The sequence below is a fragment of the Burkholderia sp. AU16482 genome, from assembly GCF_002223285.1.
Lineage (GTDB): Bacteria > Pseudomonadota > Gammaproteobacteria > Burkholderiales > Burkholderiaceae > Burkholderia > Burkholderia semiarida.
Window position 1 is genome coordinate 191588 of record NZ_NKEY01000009.1, and the last position, 15244, is coordinate 206831.

Annotated in this window: 13 protein-coding genes; 9 read left to right on the top strand and 4 right to left on the bottom strand. The window is 68.4% G+C overall.

Features of this window, described 5'->3' with window-relative positions; genetic code table 11:
- Nucleotides 1–88: 88 nt before the first annotated feature.
- Both CFB35_RS31340 and CFB35_RS31345 read right to left on the bottom strand, forming a co-directional pair.
- Nucleotides 89–1501: a 3-deoxy-D-arabino-heptulosonate 7-phosphate synthase gene (locus tag CFB35_RS31340; RefSeq protein ID WP_089466094.1), complete on the bottom strand. Its 1413-nt coding sequence runs from the start codon at nucleotides 1499–1501 to the stop codon at nucleotides 89–91.
- Between the two features lie 31 nt (nucleotides 1502–1532).
- On the bottom strand, nucleotides 1533–2294 hold the full coding sequence (locus CFB35_RS31345; protein WP_089466095.1) for a 2-keto-4-pentenoate hydratase: 762 nt from the start codon (nucleotides 2292–2294) through the stop codon (nucleotides 1533–1535).
- A gap of 364 nt (nucleotides 2295–2658) precedes the next feature.
- Here CFB35_RS31345 and CFB35_RS31350 point away from each other — a divergent pair, with 364 nt between their 5' ends.
- Together CFB35_RS31350 and CFB35_RS31355 are read left to right on the top strand one after the other, a co-directional pair.
- Entirely contained in the window at nucleotides 2659–3138 is a 480-nt protein-coding gene (locus tag CFB35_RS31350) for a universal stress protein (protein WP_089466096.1), read from the top strand.
- Nucleotides 3139–3151: 13 nt separating this feature from the next.
- Nucleotides 3152–3343: a DUF2964 family protein gene (locus tag CFB35_RS31355; protein ID WP_089466097.1), complete on the top strand. Its 192-nt coding sequence runs from the start codon at nucleotides 3152–3154 to the stop codon at nucleotides 3341–3343.
- Nucleotides 3344–3461: 118 nt separating this feature from the next.
- Here CFB35_RS31355 and CFB35_RS35550 read toward each other — a convergent pair whose 3' ends face one another.
- Both CFB35_RS35550 and CFB35_RS35555 read right to left on the bottom strand, forming a co-directional pair.
- Nucleotides 3462–3959: a tetratricopeptide repeat protein gene (locus CFB35_RS35550; RefSeq protein ID WP_226093979.1), complete on the bottom strand. Its 498-nt coding sequence runs from the start codon at nucleotides 3957–3959 to the stop codon at nucleotides 3462–3464.
- A complete protein-coding gene (locus tag CFB35_RS35555) occupies nucleotides 3863–4231 on the bottom strand; it encodes a hypothetical protein (protein WP_059574900.1) in 369 nt (122 codons plus the stop codon). Before CFB35_RS35555 ends, CFB35_RS35550 begins: the two co-directional genes overlap by 97 nt.
- A gap of 250 nt (nucleotides 4232–4481) precedes the next feature.
- Here CFB35_RS35555 and CFB35_RS31365 point away from each other — a divergent pair, with 250 nt between their 5' ends.
- From CFB35_RS31365 to CFB35_RS31395, 7 genes are all read left to right on the top strand, one after another.
- Nucleotides 4482–8261 carry a nitrate reductase subunit alpha gene (locus CFB35_RS31365; protein ID WP_059574902.1) on the top strand — a complete coding sequence of 1260 codons (3780 nt, stop codon included), beginning with the start codon at nucleotides 4482–4484 and terminating at the stop codon, nucleotides 8259–8261.
- Nucleotides 8258–9787, top strand: a complete 1530-nt coding sequence (gene narH / locus CFB35_RS31370; protein WP_059574905.1) for a nitrate reductase subunit beta — start codon at nucleotides 8258–8260, stop codon at nucleotides 9785–9787. The genes CFB35_RS31365 and narH overlap by 4 nt, the downstream gene beginning before the upstream one ends.
- The gene (gene narJ / locus CFB35_RS31375; RefSeq protein ID WP_089466098.1) at nucleotides 9784–10488 is read left to right on the top strand and encodes a nitrate reductase molybdenum cofactor assembly chaperone; all 705 of its coding nucleotides are present in this window, start codon (nucleotides 9784–9786) and stop codon (nucleotides 10486–10488) included. Before narH ends, narJ begins: the two co-directional genes overlap by 4 nt.
- Before the next feature lie 24 nt (nucleotides 10489–10512).
- A complete protein-coding gene (gene narI, locus CFB35_RS31380) occupies nucleotides 10513–11196 on the top strand; it encodes a respiratory nitrate reductase subunit gamma (protein WP_089466099.1) in 684 nt (227 codons plus the stop codon).
- A gap of 9 nt (nucleotides 11197–11205) precedes the next feature.
- Nucleotides 11206–11994 (top strand): peptidylprolyl isomerase, encoded by a 789-nt coding sequence (locus tag CFB35_RS31385; protein ID WP_089466100.1) that lies wholly within the window; start codon nucleotides 11206–11208, stop codon nucleotides 11992–11994.
- A gap of 15 nt (nucleotides 11995–12009) precedes the next feature.
- Nucleotides 12010–13278 (top strand): nitrate/nitrite transporter, encoded by a 1269-nt coding sequence (locus CFB35_RS31390; protein ID WP_059574912.1) that lies wholly within the window; start codon nucleotides 12010–12012, stop codon nucleotides 13276–13278.
- Between the two features lie 133 nt (nucleotides 13279–13411).
- Nucleotides 13412–15148, top strand: coding sequence for a site-specific integrase (locus tag CFB35_RS31395; RefSeq protein WP_089466101.1), 1737 nt, complete (start codon nucleotides 13412–13414; stop codon nucleotides 15146–15148).
- The last annotated feature ends 96 nt before the right edge of the window (nucleotides 15149–15244 follow it).

Below are 15244 nucleotides of genomic sequence, written 5' to 3' on the forward strand. Positions count from 1 at the left end.
GGCGCGTATCGTACCTCACGCCGCGTGACGGCCGGCGGGGCGCCAACCGAGCCAGGCGCGCGCGAGCGTCGCGCGCCGTGCCCGCGCCTCACGCGCACACGCTGCTGGCGATGCCTCCGTCGTCCATTTCGTCGAGCGTGGCGCGCAAATCGTCGATGGCCACCATCAGCTCGCGCACTTGCCGCAACGACGGGTACTGATGCAGCACGGCTTGCCATTGCGGCAGCGTCAGCAGGGCATGCCAGATGACGCCGAGGCCGTCCGGATCGGCGTCCGGCCGCCGCGCGAGCGCGCTCGCGTATTCGAGGCTCGCCTGCGCGGACAGCAACTGCATCCGGCTCGCGGCGCCGAGCAGGCGCGGCGTCGCGTCCGCGGACGCGTCGCAGCAATACAGTACTTCGCGCGGCAGCGCCGCTTCGTCGGTCGTCAATGCGTGCAGCGATGCGCCATGCACGCGCACCGTGCCCTGGTGCGTCTCGAATGCATAGACCGTGTCGGGATCCGCCTGCGCGAGCAGGTTCAGGCCGCGCAGCAGCCGCGGCAGATCGGTCGTCGCGGCATCCGCGGAGGCCTTCGCCTCGACGAGGAAGCGCACGTTCCACGCAGGCGCCGGGTCGCTGCCGCGCGCACGTTCGAGCAGGATCGCGTCCCATTCGGTTTTCGCGCGGTCGTGCCGGCCCGGGATCGACGACGGCACGCGCATCGACGTGACCACGCGGTAGGTACGCTGCTCGTCCGCCGCGTCGAGCCGGCGCGCCAATGCGTCGAGCGCCTGTGCCGCCAGCGCTTCGACGGCCGCGCCGCGCCGCTGGGACGCGGCGCCTTGCGCGACGGCCACCGTGCTGCCGACGAGCGGCCCCTGCCGGACCCACAACGCGCGGTAGCGACGAACGTCCTCGTCCGCGGCGAGCGCATCGAGCCGCAGCATGCGTTCGAGCGCGGGGCTGTCCTTGAGCCTGACGATGTCCTGCTCGAATGCCGTGTCGGTCGCCGTCTCGGGCCGCGCGAGCAGGTGCGCGAGCGCCGCGTGCAGTTCGGCCCACGACGCCGCGGCCGCGGCCGCGTGCAGGCGCGCGAGGCCGTCGCGTTGCCATGCGTGGGCGCTGCGCTCGAGCTTGGCCGGGTGCGCGATCGCATTGACGGCCGAGTGCAGCGCGCGCCGGTCCTGCTCCGCGTGCGCGGACAACGACGCGTATTCGCGCACGCTCGGCGCATCGTGGCGCAGCACCGATGCCTGAAACGACGGATCGCCGGACGACGGATCCATCGCATCGCGGATCATCCGCCCGAGCGCGTCGATGAAGCGCTGCCGCAAGTCCGCGCCGGGCGCGTGGCCGTCCGCCCGCATGCTGCGCGCTTCCTCGATCACGATCGCCAGCGCGGTGGCCGGATTCGTCGCGTCGGTCAGCGCCGACGCGCGGTCGAGCGGCGGCAGCCGGTAACGGCGCGCGACGGTGCGCAGCGTGGCGTCGAGCAGGGCGGGAAGCGGTGTCAGCGGCATGGCGGACGGGGGCGTGAAAGCGACCGAACCGTCACGCGGTCAACGTCACCGACAGGCTGCCGAGCTCGCCGAAGCGGACCGTCAGCACATCGCCGAGCGGCACGTCGATCGCGCCCCCGTACGAGCCTGTCGTCACGATCTGGCCGGCGCGCACCGCGTCGCCGCGCGACGCGAGGAAATTGACGAGCCACACCAGTGGCTTGAGCGGATCGCCGTCCGGATGGCTGCCGTCGATCGTGCGGTTCAGCGCGCCTTCGAACGACAGCGCCAGCGTCGCGAGCGGCACGTTCAACCCATCGGGCACGACCGGGCCGACGCACAGGCCCTGGTTGAATTGCCCGTCGGCCAGCAGCTCGAACTTCGACGCGCGCGCGGGCTCCGCAAAGCGGCAGCCGAGCACCTCGAGCACGATGCGCACCTCGCGGATCGCCGCGCGCACGTCGCCTTCGTCGTACGGGTGCTCGCGCGCGGGCAGGTCGCGATCGAGCACGAATGCGATTTCCGGTTCGATCCGCACGATCGGTCCGCCGACGACGCGGTACGGTGCGTCGGCTTCGCGGATCGTCGACGCGAAGATCGGCGCGAGGATCACGCGATCGGGCGGCGGCAGCGCGCATTTCCATCCGCCGACGGGTTCGCCGAGCAAATCGGCCACGCGCTGCTGGATCGCGAGCGCGGTCTCGATGTCGTCGGGACGCAGTGCATCGGGCAACAGCGGGCCGGGCGAGCCGGCATGGCGGGCGGCGACGAGATGCTGGGCGGCGCCGTCCACGCGTTCGATAGTCGTTGTCATGTCGGTTGAGCGAGTTGAAAGTGGGGCCGGAAAAAAAGGGCCGGACGAAAGTCGCATGGTTGATGATAGCGCCTTCGGCGCGATGGCTGTTCGGTCGTGTCGGGATCGACAGCGGCAACGCGAGCACGGAAGCCGGCGGAATCCGCCCGGACGCTCCGACCGACATGCGGATCGGCGGCCTGATCGACGACGTGGTTCGCACTTCCGGTTCCGCTTCGCCGCTTGTCCGGGCGACCGCGTCCTCCGGTCGCAGGCCGGACGTCTGCCGGCTTGATCGTCGTCAAGACTGGAACCCGCTGTCGGCCGATGATGGTGACATGGCCGCGCGACAGGGCGCACGGCAGTTCACCCCAGCGAGGTTCGCATGTACGAGAAAATCATGGTGGCCGTCGACGGCAGCGCTTCGTCGAAACAGGCGCTTGCCGAGGCCGTGAAGGTGGCGCTGGCGGGCGACGCGCACGTCAGCGTCGTGTATGTGGTCGACAAGTCAGTGCTGTTCACGTATGCGGGCCGTCTCGATCCGCATGCGCTCGTCGAGGAAATCCGCGACGACGGGCGCAAGGTGCTGCGCGAAGCCGAACAGGTCATCGCGCTGGCCGGCGCGAAGGGCGAAGCCGAACTGGTCGAGACCGAGAGCATCGGCGAGGACATCGCGGAACGCCTGCAACGCTACGTGAAGGAGCGCGGGATCGATCTCGCGGTGGTCGGCACGCACGGGCGGCGCGGCATCCGGCGCGTGCTGCTCGGCAGCGTCGCCGAGCGCTTCGTGCGCGGCTCGAAGTGCCCGGTGCTGCTGATTCGCGGCGACGACGCCGACGTGAAGGCCGCCTCGGCCGCGGCATGACGCGGCGCGCGCGATGATACGCCGCCAGTCCCGCATCGTCGTCGTGGCGATCGCCGTGTTCATGTCGCTCGCCGGAATGATGGCCGTCGTGACGGGCCTGCTGCTCGATGCCGCGACGGTGCTGCGCGGCGGCGCCCTCGCGTTGATCGTCGGCGTGGCCGGCTTCGTCGTGATGTTGAACCCGGGGCCGAAAGGCGAGGAGTGATGCGTCGCGTCGCGCGCGATGGCGAACGCATCCGCACACGTCGACATGCTGTCCCGCGACGATCCGCGCCAGCCGTGATGTGGGGTTTCCCGACGATCACGGCTTGCCGCGCGTGTCGTCACGTGCGGCTCGTACCGGGCGCCGTCGCACCGGCCGAGCGCGCCTGCACGTTCAACCGCTTCAACGTTTCCGCCAGCGCGTCGTTCGCCGGCTGAATTTTCTCCGCCTGCGCGAACGCGTTGCGCGCTTCATCCCGGTGGCCCAGCTTCCACAGCACTTCGCCCTTGCGCTCGAGCCCGATCGCCAGGGCTTCGCGCGCGTCGTCGTCCTTCGCGAGGATTGCGATCGCGCGGTCGAACCATGCGAGCGCGTCGTCGTTGCGGCCGAGGCGATACAGCGCCCAGCCCTTGCTGTCGAGCGCATACGCCACGTCCGGCGATTGCGCGAGATGCGTGTCGATCATCGCGAGCCCGCGCTCGACCGCGACGCCCGCATCGGCGAGCCGATAGCCGACGTCGTTCAGCAGATCGTCCGGAATCCTGTCGAAAGATCGACGTTGCTCGGCGTGCGCGACTGCGCGTAGTCGGGGTAGCCGTTCGCATCCGAATGGCCGCACGGCAGATATCCGTTCTCCACGTCTAGCAGATACGGGACGCCGGCGTGCACCTTTTGGCCGCCCGGGTCGATCAGATGGAACGACTCGCCGAGGTCGCCGTCGCCGACGACCGCGTTGAACACCCACTTCTTTTGCGGATGCCATTTCGGCAGGCGAATCCTCGCCGTGCGGCCGGCCGCGTCCGTCGTGCCGAAGATCACGCTGTCGTGCTGGTCCGGCTTGACGGGCGCCCCCGCAATGACCTGGCCGGGCAGAAACAGCCGGTCGCGCACGTTCGGCCGCGGTTGTTGCGCGCAGCATAGCAGGCGGCGCGATTCGAGCGCTCTCCCTTTGCCCTCATTGTTGCGGGCAGATGAACGATTCCGTGATTTGTATCAACTTGTGATATTTGGATCCGTCTGACAATGGGTTCGACCACGGTGAGCAGGGCGAAATGATCGAAATCCGATCGTCCTTTACAACCGGCATTTCACCTCCTTAAATAATCAGGGTCTGCAAAAAGACCGGAAAAACGAGATCCCCATGAGCCATTTCCTGGATAGATTGCGTTATTTCTCCACCACGAGGCCACGCTTTTCCGATGGACACGGCGCCGTCACAGACGAAGACCGCAAGTGGGAAGACGGTTACCGGATGCGCTGGCAGCACGACAAGATCGTCCGTTCGACCCACGGTGTGAACTGCACGGGTTCGTGCTCGTGGAAGGTCTACGTGAAAGGTGGGATCGTCACGTGGGAAACCCAGCAGACCGACTATCCGCGCACGCGCCCGGACATGCCGAACCACGAGCCGCGCGGCTGCTCGCGCGGCGCATCGTACTCGTGGTATCTGTACAGCGCGAACCGTCTCAAGCACCCGATGGTGCGCAGCGCGCTCGTGAAGCTGTGGCGTGAACGCCGCCGCACGCTGGGCGCCGTCGACGCGTGGCGCTCGATCGTCGAGGACGACGAAGCACGCCGGTCGTACCAGAGCCGGCGCGGGCTCGGCGGGTTCGTGCGCGCGAGCTGGGACGAGGTCAACGAGCTCGTTGCGGCCGCAAACGTCTACACGGTCGAGCGTCATGGCCCCGATCGCGTGGTCGGCTTCTCGCCGATCCCGGCGATGTCGATGGTGTCGTACGCCGCCGGCTCGCGCTACCTGTCGCTGATCGGCGGCGTGTGCCTGAGCTTCTACGACTGGTATTGCGACCTGCCGCCCGCGTCGCCGCAGACCTGGGGCGAGCAGACCGACGTGCCGGAATCGGCCGACTGGTACAACTCGACGTTCATCATGATGTGGGGCTCCAATGTCCCGCAGACGCGCACGCCCGACGCGCACTTCCTCGTCGAGGCGCGCTATCGCGGCACCAAGGTCGTGTCGGTGTTCCCCGACTACTCGGAAGGCGCGAAATTCGGCGACCTGTGGCTGCATCCGAAGCAGGGCACCGACGCGGCGCTCGCGCTCGCGATGGGGCACGTGATCCTGAAGGAGTTCCATTTAGCGCGCAAGAGCGACTACTTCATCGACTACTGCAAGCGCTACACCGACATGCCGGCGCTCGTGCGCCTCGTGCCGCACGGCGACGGCTACGTGCCCGAGCGCCTCGTGCGCGCGTCCGACTTCGACGACGCGCTCGACGAAGCCGCGCATCCGGAGTGGAAGACCGTGATGATCGACGACGCGACCGGTGAATTCGTCGTGCCGGTCGGCTCGATCGGCTTCCGCTGGGGCCAGCAGGGCAAGGACGGATCGAGCGACAAGGGCAAGTGGAACCTGCGCGGCGAGACGTCGAAGGGCGCGGCGCTGTCGCCGCGGCTGTCGTGCACGACCGCGCACGACGACGTGGTCGACGTGCTGTTCCCGTACTTCGGCAACCAGCCGCATGCGCACTTCAATTCGACGCAGCACGCATCCGAGCTGTCGCGCCGGATCGGCGTGCGGCGCGTGGCGAACCGCGACGGCGACATGCTGGTCGCGACCGTCTACGACCTGTTCGTCGCGAACTACGGGCTCGACCAGGGGCTGGGCGGGCGCGACGTGGCCGCGAGCTACGACGACGACCTGCCCTACACGCCCGCATGGCAGGAGGCAATCACCGGCGTGAAGCGCGCGGACGTGATCTCGGTCGCGCGGCAGTTCGCGGAGAACGCGCACAAGACGCAGGGCAAGTCGATGGTGATCATCGGCGCGGGGATCAACCACTGGTTCCACATGGACATGTCGTACCGCGCGATCATCAACATGCTGATCATGTGCGGCTGCATCGGCAAGCCGGGCGGCGGCTGGTCGCATTACGTCGGCCAGGAGAAACTGCGCCCGCAGACCGGCTGGACCGCGCTCGCGTTCGCGCTCGACTGGAGCCGGCCGCCGCGGCACATGAATGCGACCTCGTTCTTCTACGCGCACACCGACCAGTGGCGCTACGACACGATGGACCCGGGCGCGCTGCTGTCGCCGCTCGCGGACAGGGCGCAGTTCCACGGCTCGCCGATCGACTACAACGTGCGTGCGGAACGGATGGGCTGGCTGCCGTCCGCGCCGCAGCTCGCGGCGAATCCGCTGAAGGTCGGCGCGAGCCTGGACGACCCGTCGCGGGCCGGTGCGGACATCGCGCAACGGTTGAAGGCCGGCACGCTGCGGATGGCGTGCGAGGACCCGGACGCACCCGGCAACTTCCCGCGCAACCTGTTCGTGTGGCGCTCGAACCTGCTCGGCTCGTCGGGCAAGGGCCACGAGTATTTCCTGAAGCATCTGCTCGGCACCACCAACGGTGTGCAAGGGGAGGACCTCGGCGCGACGGGCGGCGCGCGCCCCGAGGAAGTGAATTGGCGCGACGACGCGCCGCGCGGCAAGCTCGACCTGCTCGTCACGCTCGACTTCCGGATGTCGACGACCTGCATGTATTCGGACATCGTGCTGCCGACCGCGACGTGGTACGAGAAGGACGACATGAACACGTCCGACATGCATCCGTTCATTCATCCGCTGTCGGCGGCGGTCGATCCTGCATGGGAATCGAAGAGCGACTGGGAGATCTTCAAGGGGATCGCGAAGCGCTTCTCCGAGCTGTGCGACGGGCATCTCGGCGTCGAGCGCGACGTCGTGCTCGCGCCGATCGCGCACGACACGCCGGGCGAGCTCGCGCAGCCGTTCGACGTGCAGGACTGGAAGCGCGGCGAATGCGAACCGGTGCCGGGTCGCACGATGCCGAACGTGATCGCGGTCGAGCGCGACTACCCGAACACGTATGCGCGCTTCACGTCGCTCGGGCCCCTGATGGACAAGCTCGGCAACGCGGGCAAGGGCATCGGGTGGGATACGCGGGATGAAGTGAAGCTGCTCGGCGAGCTCAACTACACGGTCGCTCAAGGCGCTGCACAAGGCCGCCCGCGCATCGACACCGCGCTCGACGCGGCCGAGGTGATTCTCGCGCTCGCGCCGGAGACCAACGGGGAAGTGGCGGTGAAGGCATGGCGCGCGCTGTCCGGCATCACCGGTATCGACCACACGCACCTGGCCGCCGCGCGCGCGGACGAGAAGATCCGCTTTCGCGACATCCAGGCGCAGCCGCGCAAGATCATCTCGTCGCCGACGTGGAGCGGGATTGAATCGGAGCACGTGTCGTACAACGCGGGCTACGTGAACGTGCACGAGCTGGTGCCGTGGCGCACGCTGACCGGCCGTCAGCAGTTGTACCAGGATCACCCGTGGATGCGCGCGTTCGGCGAATCGCTGTGCGCATACAAGCCGCCGATCGACACCGGCAGCTACGCGCACATGGTCGGCAAGCGTTCGAACGGCAACCCGGAGCGCGTGCTGAATTTCCTGACGCCGCATCAGAAGTGGGGGATCCACAGCACGTACACCGACAACCTGCTGATGCTGACGCTGTCGCGCGGCGGCCCGATCGTATGGATGTCGGAGGACGACGCGAAGGCGATCGGCGCGGCCGACAACGACTGGATCGAGTGCTACAACTCGAACGGCGCGTTGTGCGCGCGGGCCGTCGTGAGCCAGCGGATTCCGTCCGGGATGGTGATGATGTACCACGCGCAGGAAAAGATCGTGAACACGCCGGGATCCGAGATCACCGGCACGCGCGGCGGCATTCACAACTCGGTCACGCGCATCGCGCTGAAGCCGACTCACATGATCGGCGGCTATGCGCAACTGTCGTACGGCTTCAACTACTACGGCACGGTCGGCTCGAATCGCGACGAGTTCCTGATCGTGCGCAGGATGAACAGGATCGACTGGCTCGACGGGGAAGACGCCGCGAGCGACCCGACAACGCAGGCCGTTCGCATCGGAGAAACGTCATGAAAATCCGCGCACAGATCGCGATGGTGCTGAACCTCGACAAGTGCATCGGCTGCCATACCTGCTCGGTGACCTGCAAGAACGTGTGGACGAGCCGCGAAGGAATGGAATACGCGTGGTTCAACAACGTCGAGACGAAGCCGGGCATCGGCTATCCGAAGGACTGGGAGAACCAGGATCGCTGGCGCGGCGGCTGGCAGCGGCGCGCGGACGGCAGGATCGAGCCGCGCCTCGGCGGCAAGTGGCGGCTGCTCGCGCAGATCTTCGCGAACCCGCACCTGCCCGAGATAGACGATTACTACGAGCCGTTCACATTCGATTACGCGCACCTGCAGGAAGCCGGCAACACGCGCGCGATGCCGGTCGCGCGGCCGCGTTCGGTGATCAGCGGCCAGCGGCTCGAGAAGATCGAGTGGGGGCCGAACTGGGAGGAAATCCTCGGCGGCGAGTTCGAGAAGCGCGCGAAGGACATCAACTTCGAGAACGTGCAGAAGGACATCTACGGGCAGTTCGAGAACACCTTCATGATGTACCTGCCGCGCCTGTGCGAGCACTGCCTGAACCCGGCGTGCGTCGCGTCGTGCCCGTCGGGCTCGATCTACAAGCGCGAGGAAGACGGCATCGTGCTGATCGACCAGGACAAGTGCCGCGGCTGGCGCATGTGCGTGTCGGGCTGCCCGTACAAGAAGATCTACTACAACTGGCAGAGCGGCAAGGCCGAGAAGTGCATCTTCTGCTATCCGCGCATCGAGGCCGGCCAGCCGACCGTGTGCTCGGAAACCTGCGTGGGCCGCATCCGCTACCTCGGCGTGCTGCTGTACGACGCCGACCGGATCGGCGAGGCGGCCAGTGCCGCGAACGAGAAGGATCTGTACGAAGCGCAACTGTCGCTGTTCGTCGATCCGGACGATCCGGCCGTGATCGCGCAGGCCGAGCGCGACGGCGTGCCGGCCGCGTGGATCGACGCCGCGCGGCGTTCGCCGACCTACAAGATGGCGATCGACTGGAAGATCGCGTTCCCGCTGCATCCGGAATACCGGACGCTGCCGATGGTGTGGTACGTGCCGCCGCTGTCGCCGATCAACGCGGCCGCCAATAGCGGCGACCTGGGGATGAACGGCTACCTGCCGGACGTCGAATCGCTGCGCATTCCGCTGCGCTATCTGGCCAATCTGCTGACGGCCGGTGACGAGGCGCCCGTGAAGCGCGCGCTCGAACGGCTGCTGGCGATGCGCGCGTTCATGCGCGCGCGCCACGTGGACGGCATCGATGCGCGCGGCGTGCTCGATCAGGTCGGGCTGTCGCTCGCGCAGGTCGAGGAGATGTATCGCTATCTGGCGATCGCGAACTACGAGGATCGCTTCGTGATCCCGACCACCCACCGCGAATACGCGGAGAACGCGTACGACCTGCGCGCGTCGTGCGGCTTTTCGTTCGGCAACGGCTGCTCGGACGGCCGTTCCGAGACGAGCCTGTTCAGCCCGAGGAAGGGCAACAAGACGATTCCGATTCACGAGGCTGCCCGATGACGAGCACCGCACCCGATCCGACCTATGCGGCGCTCGCGGCGCTGCTCGACTATCCCGACGAATCGCTGGTCGCCGCGCTCGATTCGATCGACGCGCACCTGCGCGAGCGCACGCGTTTGCCGAAAGCGGTGCGCGCGGGCCTCGACCGGTTTTTTGCGTACGTGCGCGAGCGCGATCTGCTGACGCTGCAGGAGAACTACGTCGGGCTGTTCGACCGTGGCCGCGCGACGTCGCTGTACCTGTTCGAGCACGTGCACGGCGAATCGCGCGACCGCGGGCAGGCGATGGTCGACCTGCTGCAGATGTACGAGCGGCACGGGCTGTTCCTGAACCCGGGCGAGCTGCCCGACTACCTGCCCGTGTTTCTCGAATACCTGTCGCGGCTGCCGGCGCCCGATGCCCGCAAGCTGCTCGCCGAAACCGGCGAGATCCTGCGCGCGCTGGCAGGGCACCTCGCGCAGCGCGACAGCCACTACAGCTTCGTCGTCGGCGCGCTGCTGCCGATGGCCGGCCTCGCACCGGTTGACGCGCCCGACGCGGCCGACGACGACGTGGCCGCCGAGCGGCCGAGCGTCGACGACTACCGCGCGCTCGACGCGTCGTATGCGGACGAGGCCGTGCGCTTCGTCGGGGCGGCGACGCCAGCGTCGGCCGCGCAGACGGTGCGATTCCACGACAAGCGGCCGGCCCGCCGTGCATGAGCGCCGGTCCAACTGGGGAAACACATGAACGCTTACCTGCATCAGTTCCTGTTCGGGATCTACCCGTACATCTGCCTCGCCGTCTTGCTGGTGGGCAGCCTGATCCGCTTCGACCGCGAGCAGTACACGTGGAAAAGCGATTCGTCGCAACTGCTGCGCCACGGCATGCTGCGGCTCGGCAGCAACCTGTTCCACTGGGGCGTGCTGGTCGTCGTGCTCGGGCACTTCGGCGGCTTCCTTGCGCCGCACTGGCTCGTGTCGCCGTTTCTGTCGGCATCCGCACACCAGTTGGTCGCGATGGTGGCGGGCGGCGCGGCCGGCGTCGCGGCGATCGTCGGGCTCACGATCCTGATCCGGCGGCGCCTCGGTGATGCGCGCATCCGCCGCAACAGCCGCCGGTCGGACATCCTGATCGTGTTGATGCTGTGGGTGCAGCTCGCGCTCGGGCTCGGCACCGTCGTGCTGTCGACGCGCCACATGGACGGCGTGATGTTCGAACAGCTCACCGATTACGTGAAGGGCGTCGTCACGTTCCGTCCGGACATCGCGAGCCTGCTCGTCGGCGTGCCGCTCACGTACCGGCTGCACATCCTGCTCGGCTTCACGATCTTCCTCGTATCGCCGTTCACGCGGATGGTGCACGTCTGGAGCGGGATCGCGTCGGTCGCGTACCTGATCCGCCCGTACCAGCTCGTGCGCAAGCGCTGAGGAGGCTGCATGAACGACGTTCTCTCCGAAGTCGTCACGGCGCCGCTCACGGTCAACGGCGTAGCGATCGGCAACGACGCGATCGCGGCCGAAGCCGCGCATCACGGCGATGCGCCCGATCCGCTCGATGCGGCGCGGCGCGCGCTCGCGGTGCGCGAATTGCTGCGGCAGCGCGCGGTGTCGCTCGCGCTGCTCGACGAAAGCGCGGCGCTCGACGACGCGGCGGTCGACGCATTGCTCGAACGCGAACTCACACACGTGCCCGACCCCGACCGCGAGGCGTGCGAGCGCTATTACGCGCGGCATCCGGCGCGCTTTCGCCGCAACGACATCGTCTATGCGAGCCACGTGCTGTTCGCGATGACGGACCGCGTGCCGCTCGCGCCGCTGCGGCAGCGCGCGGAACGGGCGCTCGCCGGCATCGTGGCCGCGCCCGATACGTTCGAGACGGTCGCGCGCGCATCGTCGAACTGTCCGTCGGCCGAAGTCGGCGGTAGCCTCGGGCAACTGCTGCGCGGCGACACGGTGCCGGAATTCGAGGCCGCGCTGTTCGACACCGACAGCATCGGCGTGCTGCCGAAACTCGTCAACACGCGCTTCGGCTTCCACATCGTGCGCATCGAGCGCCGCGTGCCGGGCGATGCGGTGCCGTTCGACGAAGCAGCCGATCAGATCGCCGCGCACCTGGCCGCGCGCGTACGGCAGCAGGCGATGCGGCAGTACGTGGCGATTCTCGCGGGCGGCGCACGGGTCGAAGGCGTGACCTTCGACGGTGCGAACGGGCCGCTGGTCCAATGAAAACGAGGTTGACGTATGGCAACTCAACAAGGTAACGCCGGGCCGGTCGTGAGCGCGCCGGCCGTCCCGCTGCGCGCGTGGTCGGTGCTGGCCGCGAGCACGCTCGCGTTCATGGTGTGTTTCGTCGTGTGGATGATGTTCGGCGTGCTCGGCGTGCAACTGCGCGCCGATCTCGGCCTGAACAGCACCGAGTTCGGGATGCTCACGTCGACGCCGGTGCTGACCGGCGCGCTGATGCGTTTGCCGCTCGGCACCTGGACCGACCGCTTCGGCGGTCGCATCGTGATGACGGTGCTGCTCGTCGTGTGCGCGGTGCCCGTCTATGTCGTCAGCTACGCGACGCAGCTGTGGCAGTTCCTGCTGATCGGGCTGTTCCTCGGCTGCGTCGGTGCGTCGTTCGCGGTCGGCACGCCGTATGTCGCGCGCTTTTTCCCGCCGCAGCGGCGCGGGCTTGCGATGGGCGTGTTCGGCGCGGGGACGTGCGGCGCGGCGGTCAACCTGTTCGTCACGCCGGTGCTGCTCGACGCGTACGGCTGGCGCGTCGTGCCGCGCATCTACGCGGTCGCGCTGCTCGTCACGGCGCTGATCTTCTGGTTCGCGTCGGCGCCCGATCCGGGCGCGGGCAAGCGCGGCGGATCGATGCTCGATTCGTTCAAGGTGCTGCGCGACCCGCGCGTGTGGCGGCTCTGCCAGTACTATTCGATCACGTTCGGCGGCTTCACCGCGCTGTCGCTGTGGATCCCGCAGTACCTGAAGAGCGAATACGGGATGTCGCTGGTGATGGCGTCCGCGTTTGCGGCCGGCTTTTCGCTGCCGGGCTCCGTGCTGCGCGCGCTCGGCGGCGCGCTGTCCGATCGCTTCGGCGCGCATGCGGTCACGTGGTGGGGGCTGTGGGTCGCGTGGATCGCGCTGTTCCTGCTGTCGTATCCGGCGACCGATTTCGTGATCCACACGATCGACGGCACCGCGACGCTGAACGTCGCGATGCCGGTGGCCGGCTTCGTCGCGCTGACCTTCGTGCTCGGTGCGGTGTTCGCGCTCGGGATGGCCTCGACGTTCAAGTACGTCGCCGACGATTTCGCGGACAATATGGGCGTCGTCACCGGCATCGTCGGGCTCGCGGGCGGGCTCGGCGGTTTCCTGCTGCCGATCCTGTTCGGCATGTTGCTCGACCTGCTGCGCGTGCGCACGACCTGCTTCATGTTTTTGTACGGAATCGTGTGGGTGTCGCTGATTCTCATCTACCTGTCCGAAGTGCGCCGCACGCCTGTCGTCACGGGTTGAGGTCGGTTCGAACGGTCCGATGCGCTCGCGTGATGCCCGGAGGAGGGTTCGGGGTCGCGCACGCGCATCGTTGCGTTCTGGAGGTTCGCGCGCGACGTACCCGGCCGCCCGTGCTTCTGTCAAACTGGCGCCCATGAAACCGCGCCTCACTGCACAGCTTTCCCCCGATTCCACGCCTGCGCCCGCAGGCTTTCCCGATGCCGACGAACTGGCTGCACTGCGCGCGTGGTACGCGGCCATGGCCGTGCGCCAGGCCGTCGAGCGCTATCTGCCCGACCGGCTCGGCGACGGGCGTTCGGCGCGCGGCGTGATCGGCGCGATTCGCCGCCGCCTCGTGCGCGTCGCGCGGCAGGTCGGCCGCCCCGATCTCGCGGAACGGCTCGGCCATCCGGACGGTGAGCGTTTGCGGGAGGCGAAAGCGGCCACCGACGCGATCGGCCAGTTGCGTCATGCGCGCGCGCCGGTCCCGCAGATGGGCGACGACGTCGGCCTGTGGCTGCCGGCACGCGCGGTCGTTGCGTTGCGTGCGCACGGCATCGCGACGCTCGCCGACCTGACGGTGCGGATTCCGCGCCGGCGCCAGTGGTGGCGCGCGATCGCGGGCCTCGGCATGGCCGGCGCGCGGCGCATCGAGGCATTCTTCGCCGCGCATCCGGACCTGACCGAACGGGCGCGTGCGCTGATCGTCGCGACGCCGCGCGGCAGCATCGTGCCGTGGGAGCAATTGAAGCTGCCGCACGAAGTCGACGGCTCGGCCGGCACGTTCCGCGCGCCGCGCGCGACCTGCACGCTCGACGCGGACAACGATTACGCGGCCGTGCACGCGTGGCTGTCGCTGCACGAATCGGAGGCGACGCGGCGCGCGTACCGCAAGGAGGCCGAGCGGCTGATCCTCTGGGCGATCGTCGAGCGCGGCCGCGCGCTGTCGTCGCTGACGACCGAGGACGCGCTCGCCTATCGCGCGTTCATCCGCCGCCCGACGCCGCACGAACGCTGGGTCGGGCCCGTGCGGCCGCGCGGCGCGCCCGACTGGCGGCCGTTCTCGGGTGCGTTGTCCGCGCGGTCGGCGGCGTACACGCTGTCGGTGCTCGGCGCGCTGTTCCGCTGGCTGATCGAGCAGCGCTACCTGCTCGCGAATCCGTTCGCGGGCGTGAAGGTGCGCGACACGCGCGGCGTGACCGCACTCGATACGTCGCATGCGTTCACCGAAGGCGAGTGGCTGCTGGTCCGCACGATCGCCGACGGGCTCGAATTCGGCAAGCGTACGGCCGACGGTGCGCCGCGGTCGGGCTGGACGCCGGCCGCCGCGCAACGGCTGCGCTTCATTCTCGATTTCGGCTATGCGACCGGGCTGCGCGCGAGCGAACTGGTCGGCGCGACGCTCGGCGACATCGAGACGGACGCGCACGGCGACGCGTGGCTGAAGGTCGTCGGCAAGGGCAGCAAGGCCGCCCGCGTCGCGCTGCCGCCGCTCGCGCGCACGGCGCTCGATCGCTATCTGGTCGCGCGCCGGTTGCCGGTCACGCCGGCGCGCTGGCGGCCCGATACGCCGCTGATTCCGAGCCTCGCCGAAGACGACGCGGCCGCGATCACGAGCGTGCGGCTGTGGAAGGTGATGCAGCGCTTCTTCGCGCAGACGGCCGATGCCGTCGAAGCCGACAACCCGGCGCTCGCGCACAAGCTGCGCCAGGCGAGCCCGCACTGGATGCGGCATACGCATGCGACGCACGCGCTGGCGCGCGGCGCGGAGCTGACGACGGTGCGCGACAACCTGCGGCACGCGTCGATCTCGACGACGTCGATCTATCTGCATGGCGACGACGTGAAGCGGGCACGGCAGATGTCGAGCGCGTTCGGCATCGACAAATGAGTGGAACGGCGCGGCATCGACGCAGGTCAGACGAATTTTCGATTCCGGAGATCGCTATGGCATCGAGCCAGGGTACGTCGATTTCATCGTCGAGCA

Excerpts from the sequence above, each read along its gene's own strand:
- CFB35_RS31365 (WP_059574902.1), top strand. The coding sequence starts at position 4,482 with ATGAGCCATTTCCTGGATAGATTGCGTTATTTCTCCACCACGAGGCCA.
- CFB35_RS31350 (WP_089466096.1), top strand. The coding sequence starts at position 2,659 with ATGTACGAGAAAATCATGGTGGCCGTCGACGGCAGCGCTTCGTCGAAA.
- CFB35_RS31340 (WP_089466094.1), bottom strand. The coding sequence starts at position 1,501 with ATGCCGCTGACACCGCTTCCCGCCCTGCTCGACGCCACGCTGCGCACC.
- CFB35_RS31390 (WP_059574912.1), top strand. The coding sequence starts at position 12,010 with ATGGCAACTCAACAAGGTAACGCCGGGCCGGTCGTGAGCGCGCCGGCC.
- CFB35_RS31385 (WP_089466100.1), top strand. The coding sequence starts at position 11,206 with ATGAACGACGTTCTCTCCGAAGTCGTCACGGCGCCGCTCACGGTCAAC.
- CFB35_RS31355 (WP_089466097.1), top strand. The coding sequence starts at position 3,152 with ATGATACGCCGCCAGTCCCGCATCGTCGTCGTGGCGATCGCCGTGTTC.
- narH (WP_059574905.1), top strand. The coding sequence starts at position 8,258 with ATGAAAATCCGCGCACAGATCGCGATGGTGCTGAACCTCGACAAGTGC.
- CFB35_RS31345 (WP_089466095.1), bottom strand. The coding sequence starts at position 2,294 with ATGACAACGACTATCGAACGCGTGGACGGCGCCGCCCAGCATCTCGTC.
- narI (WP_089466099.1), top strand. The coding sequence starts at position 10,513 with ATGAACGCTTACCTGCATCAGTTCCTGTTCGGGATCTACCCGTACATC.
- narJ (WP_089466098.1), top strand. The coding sequence starts at position 9,784 with ATGACGAGCACCGCACCCGATCCGACCTATGCGGCGCTCGCGGCGCTG.
- CFB35_RS31395 (WP_089466101.1), top strand. The coding sequence starts at position 13,412 with ATGAAACCGCGCCTCACTGCACAGCTTTCCCCCGATTCCACGCCTGCG.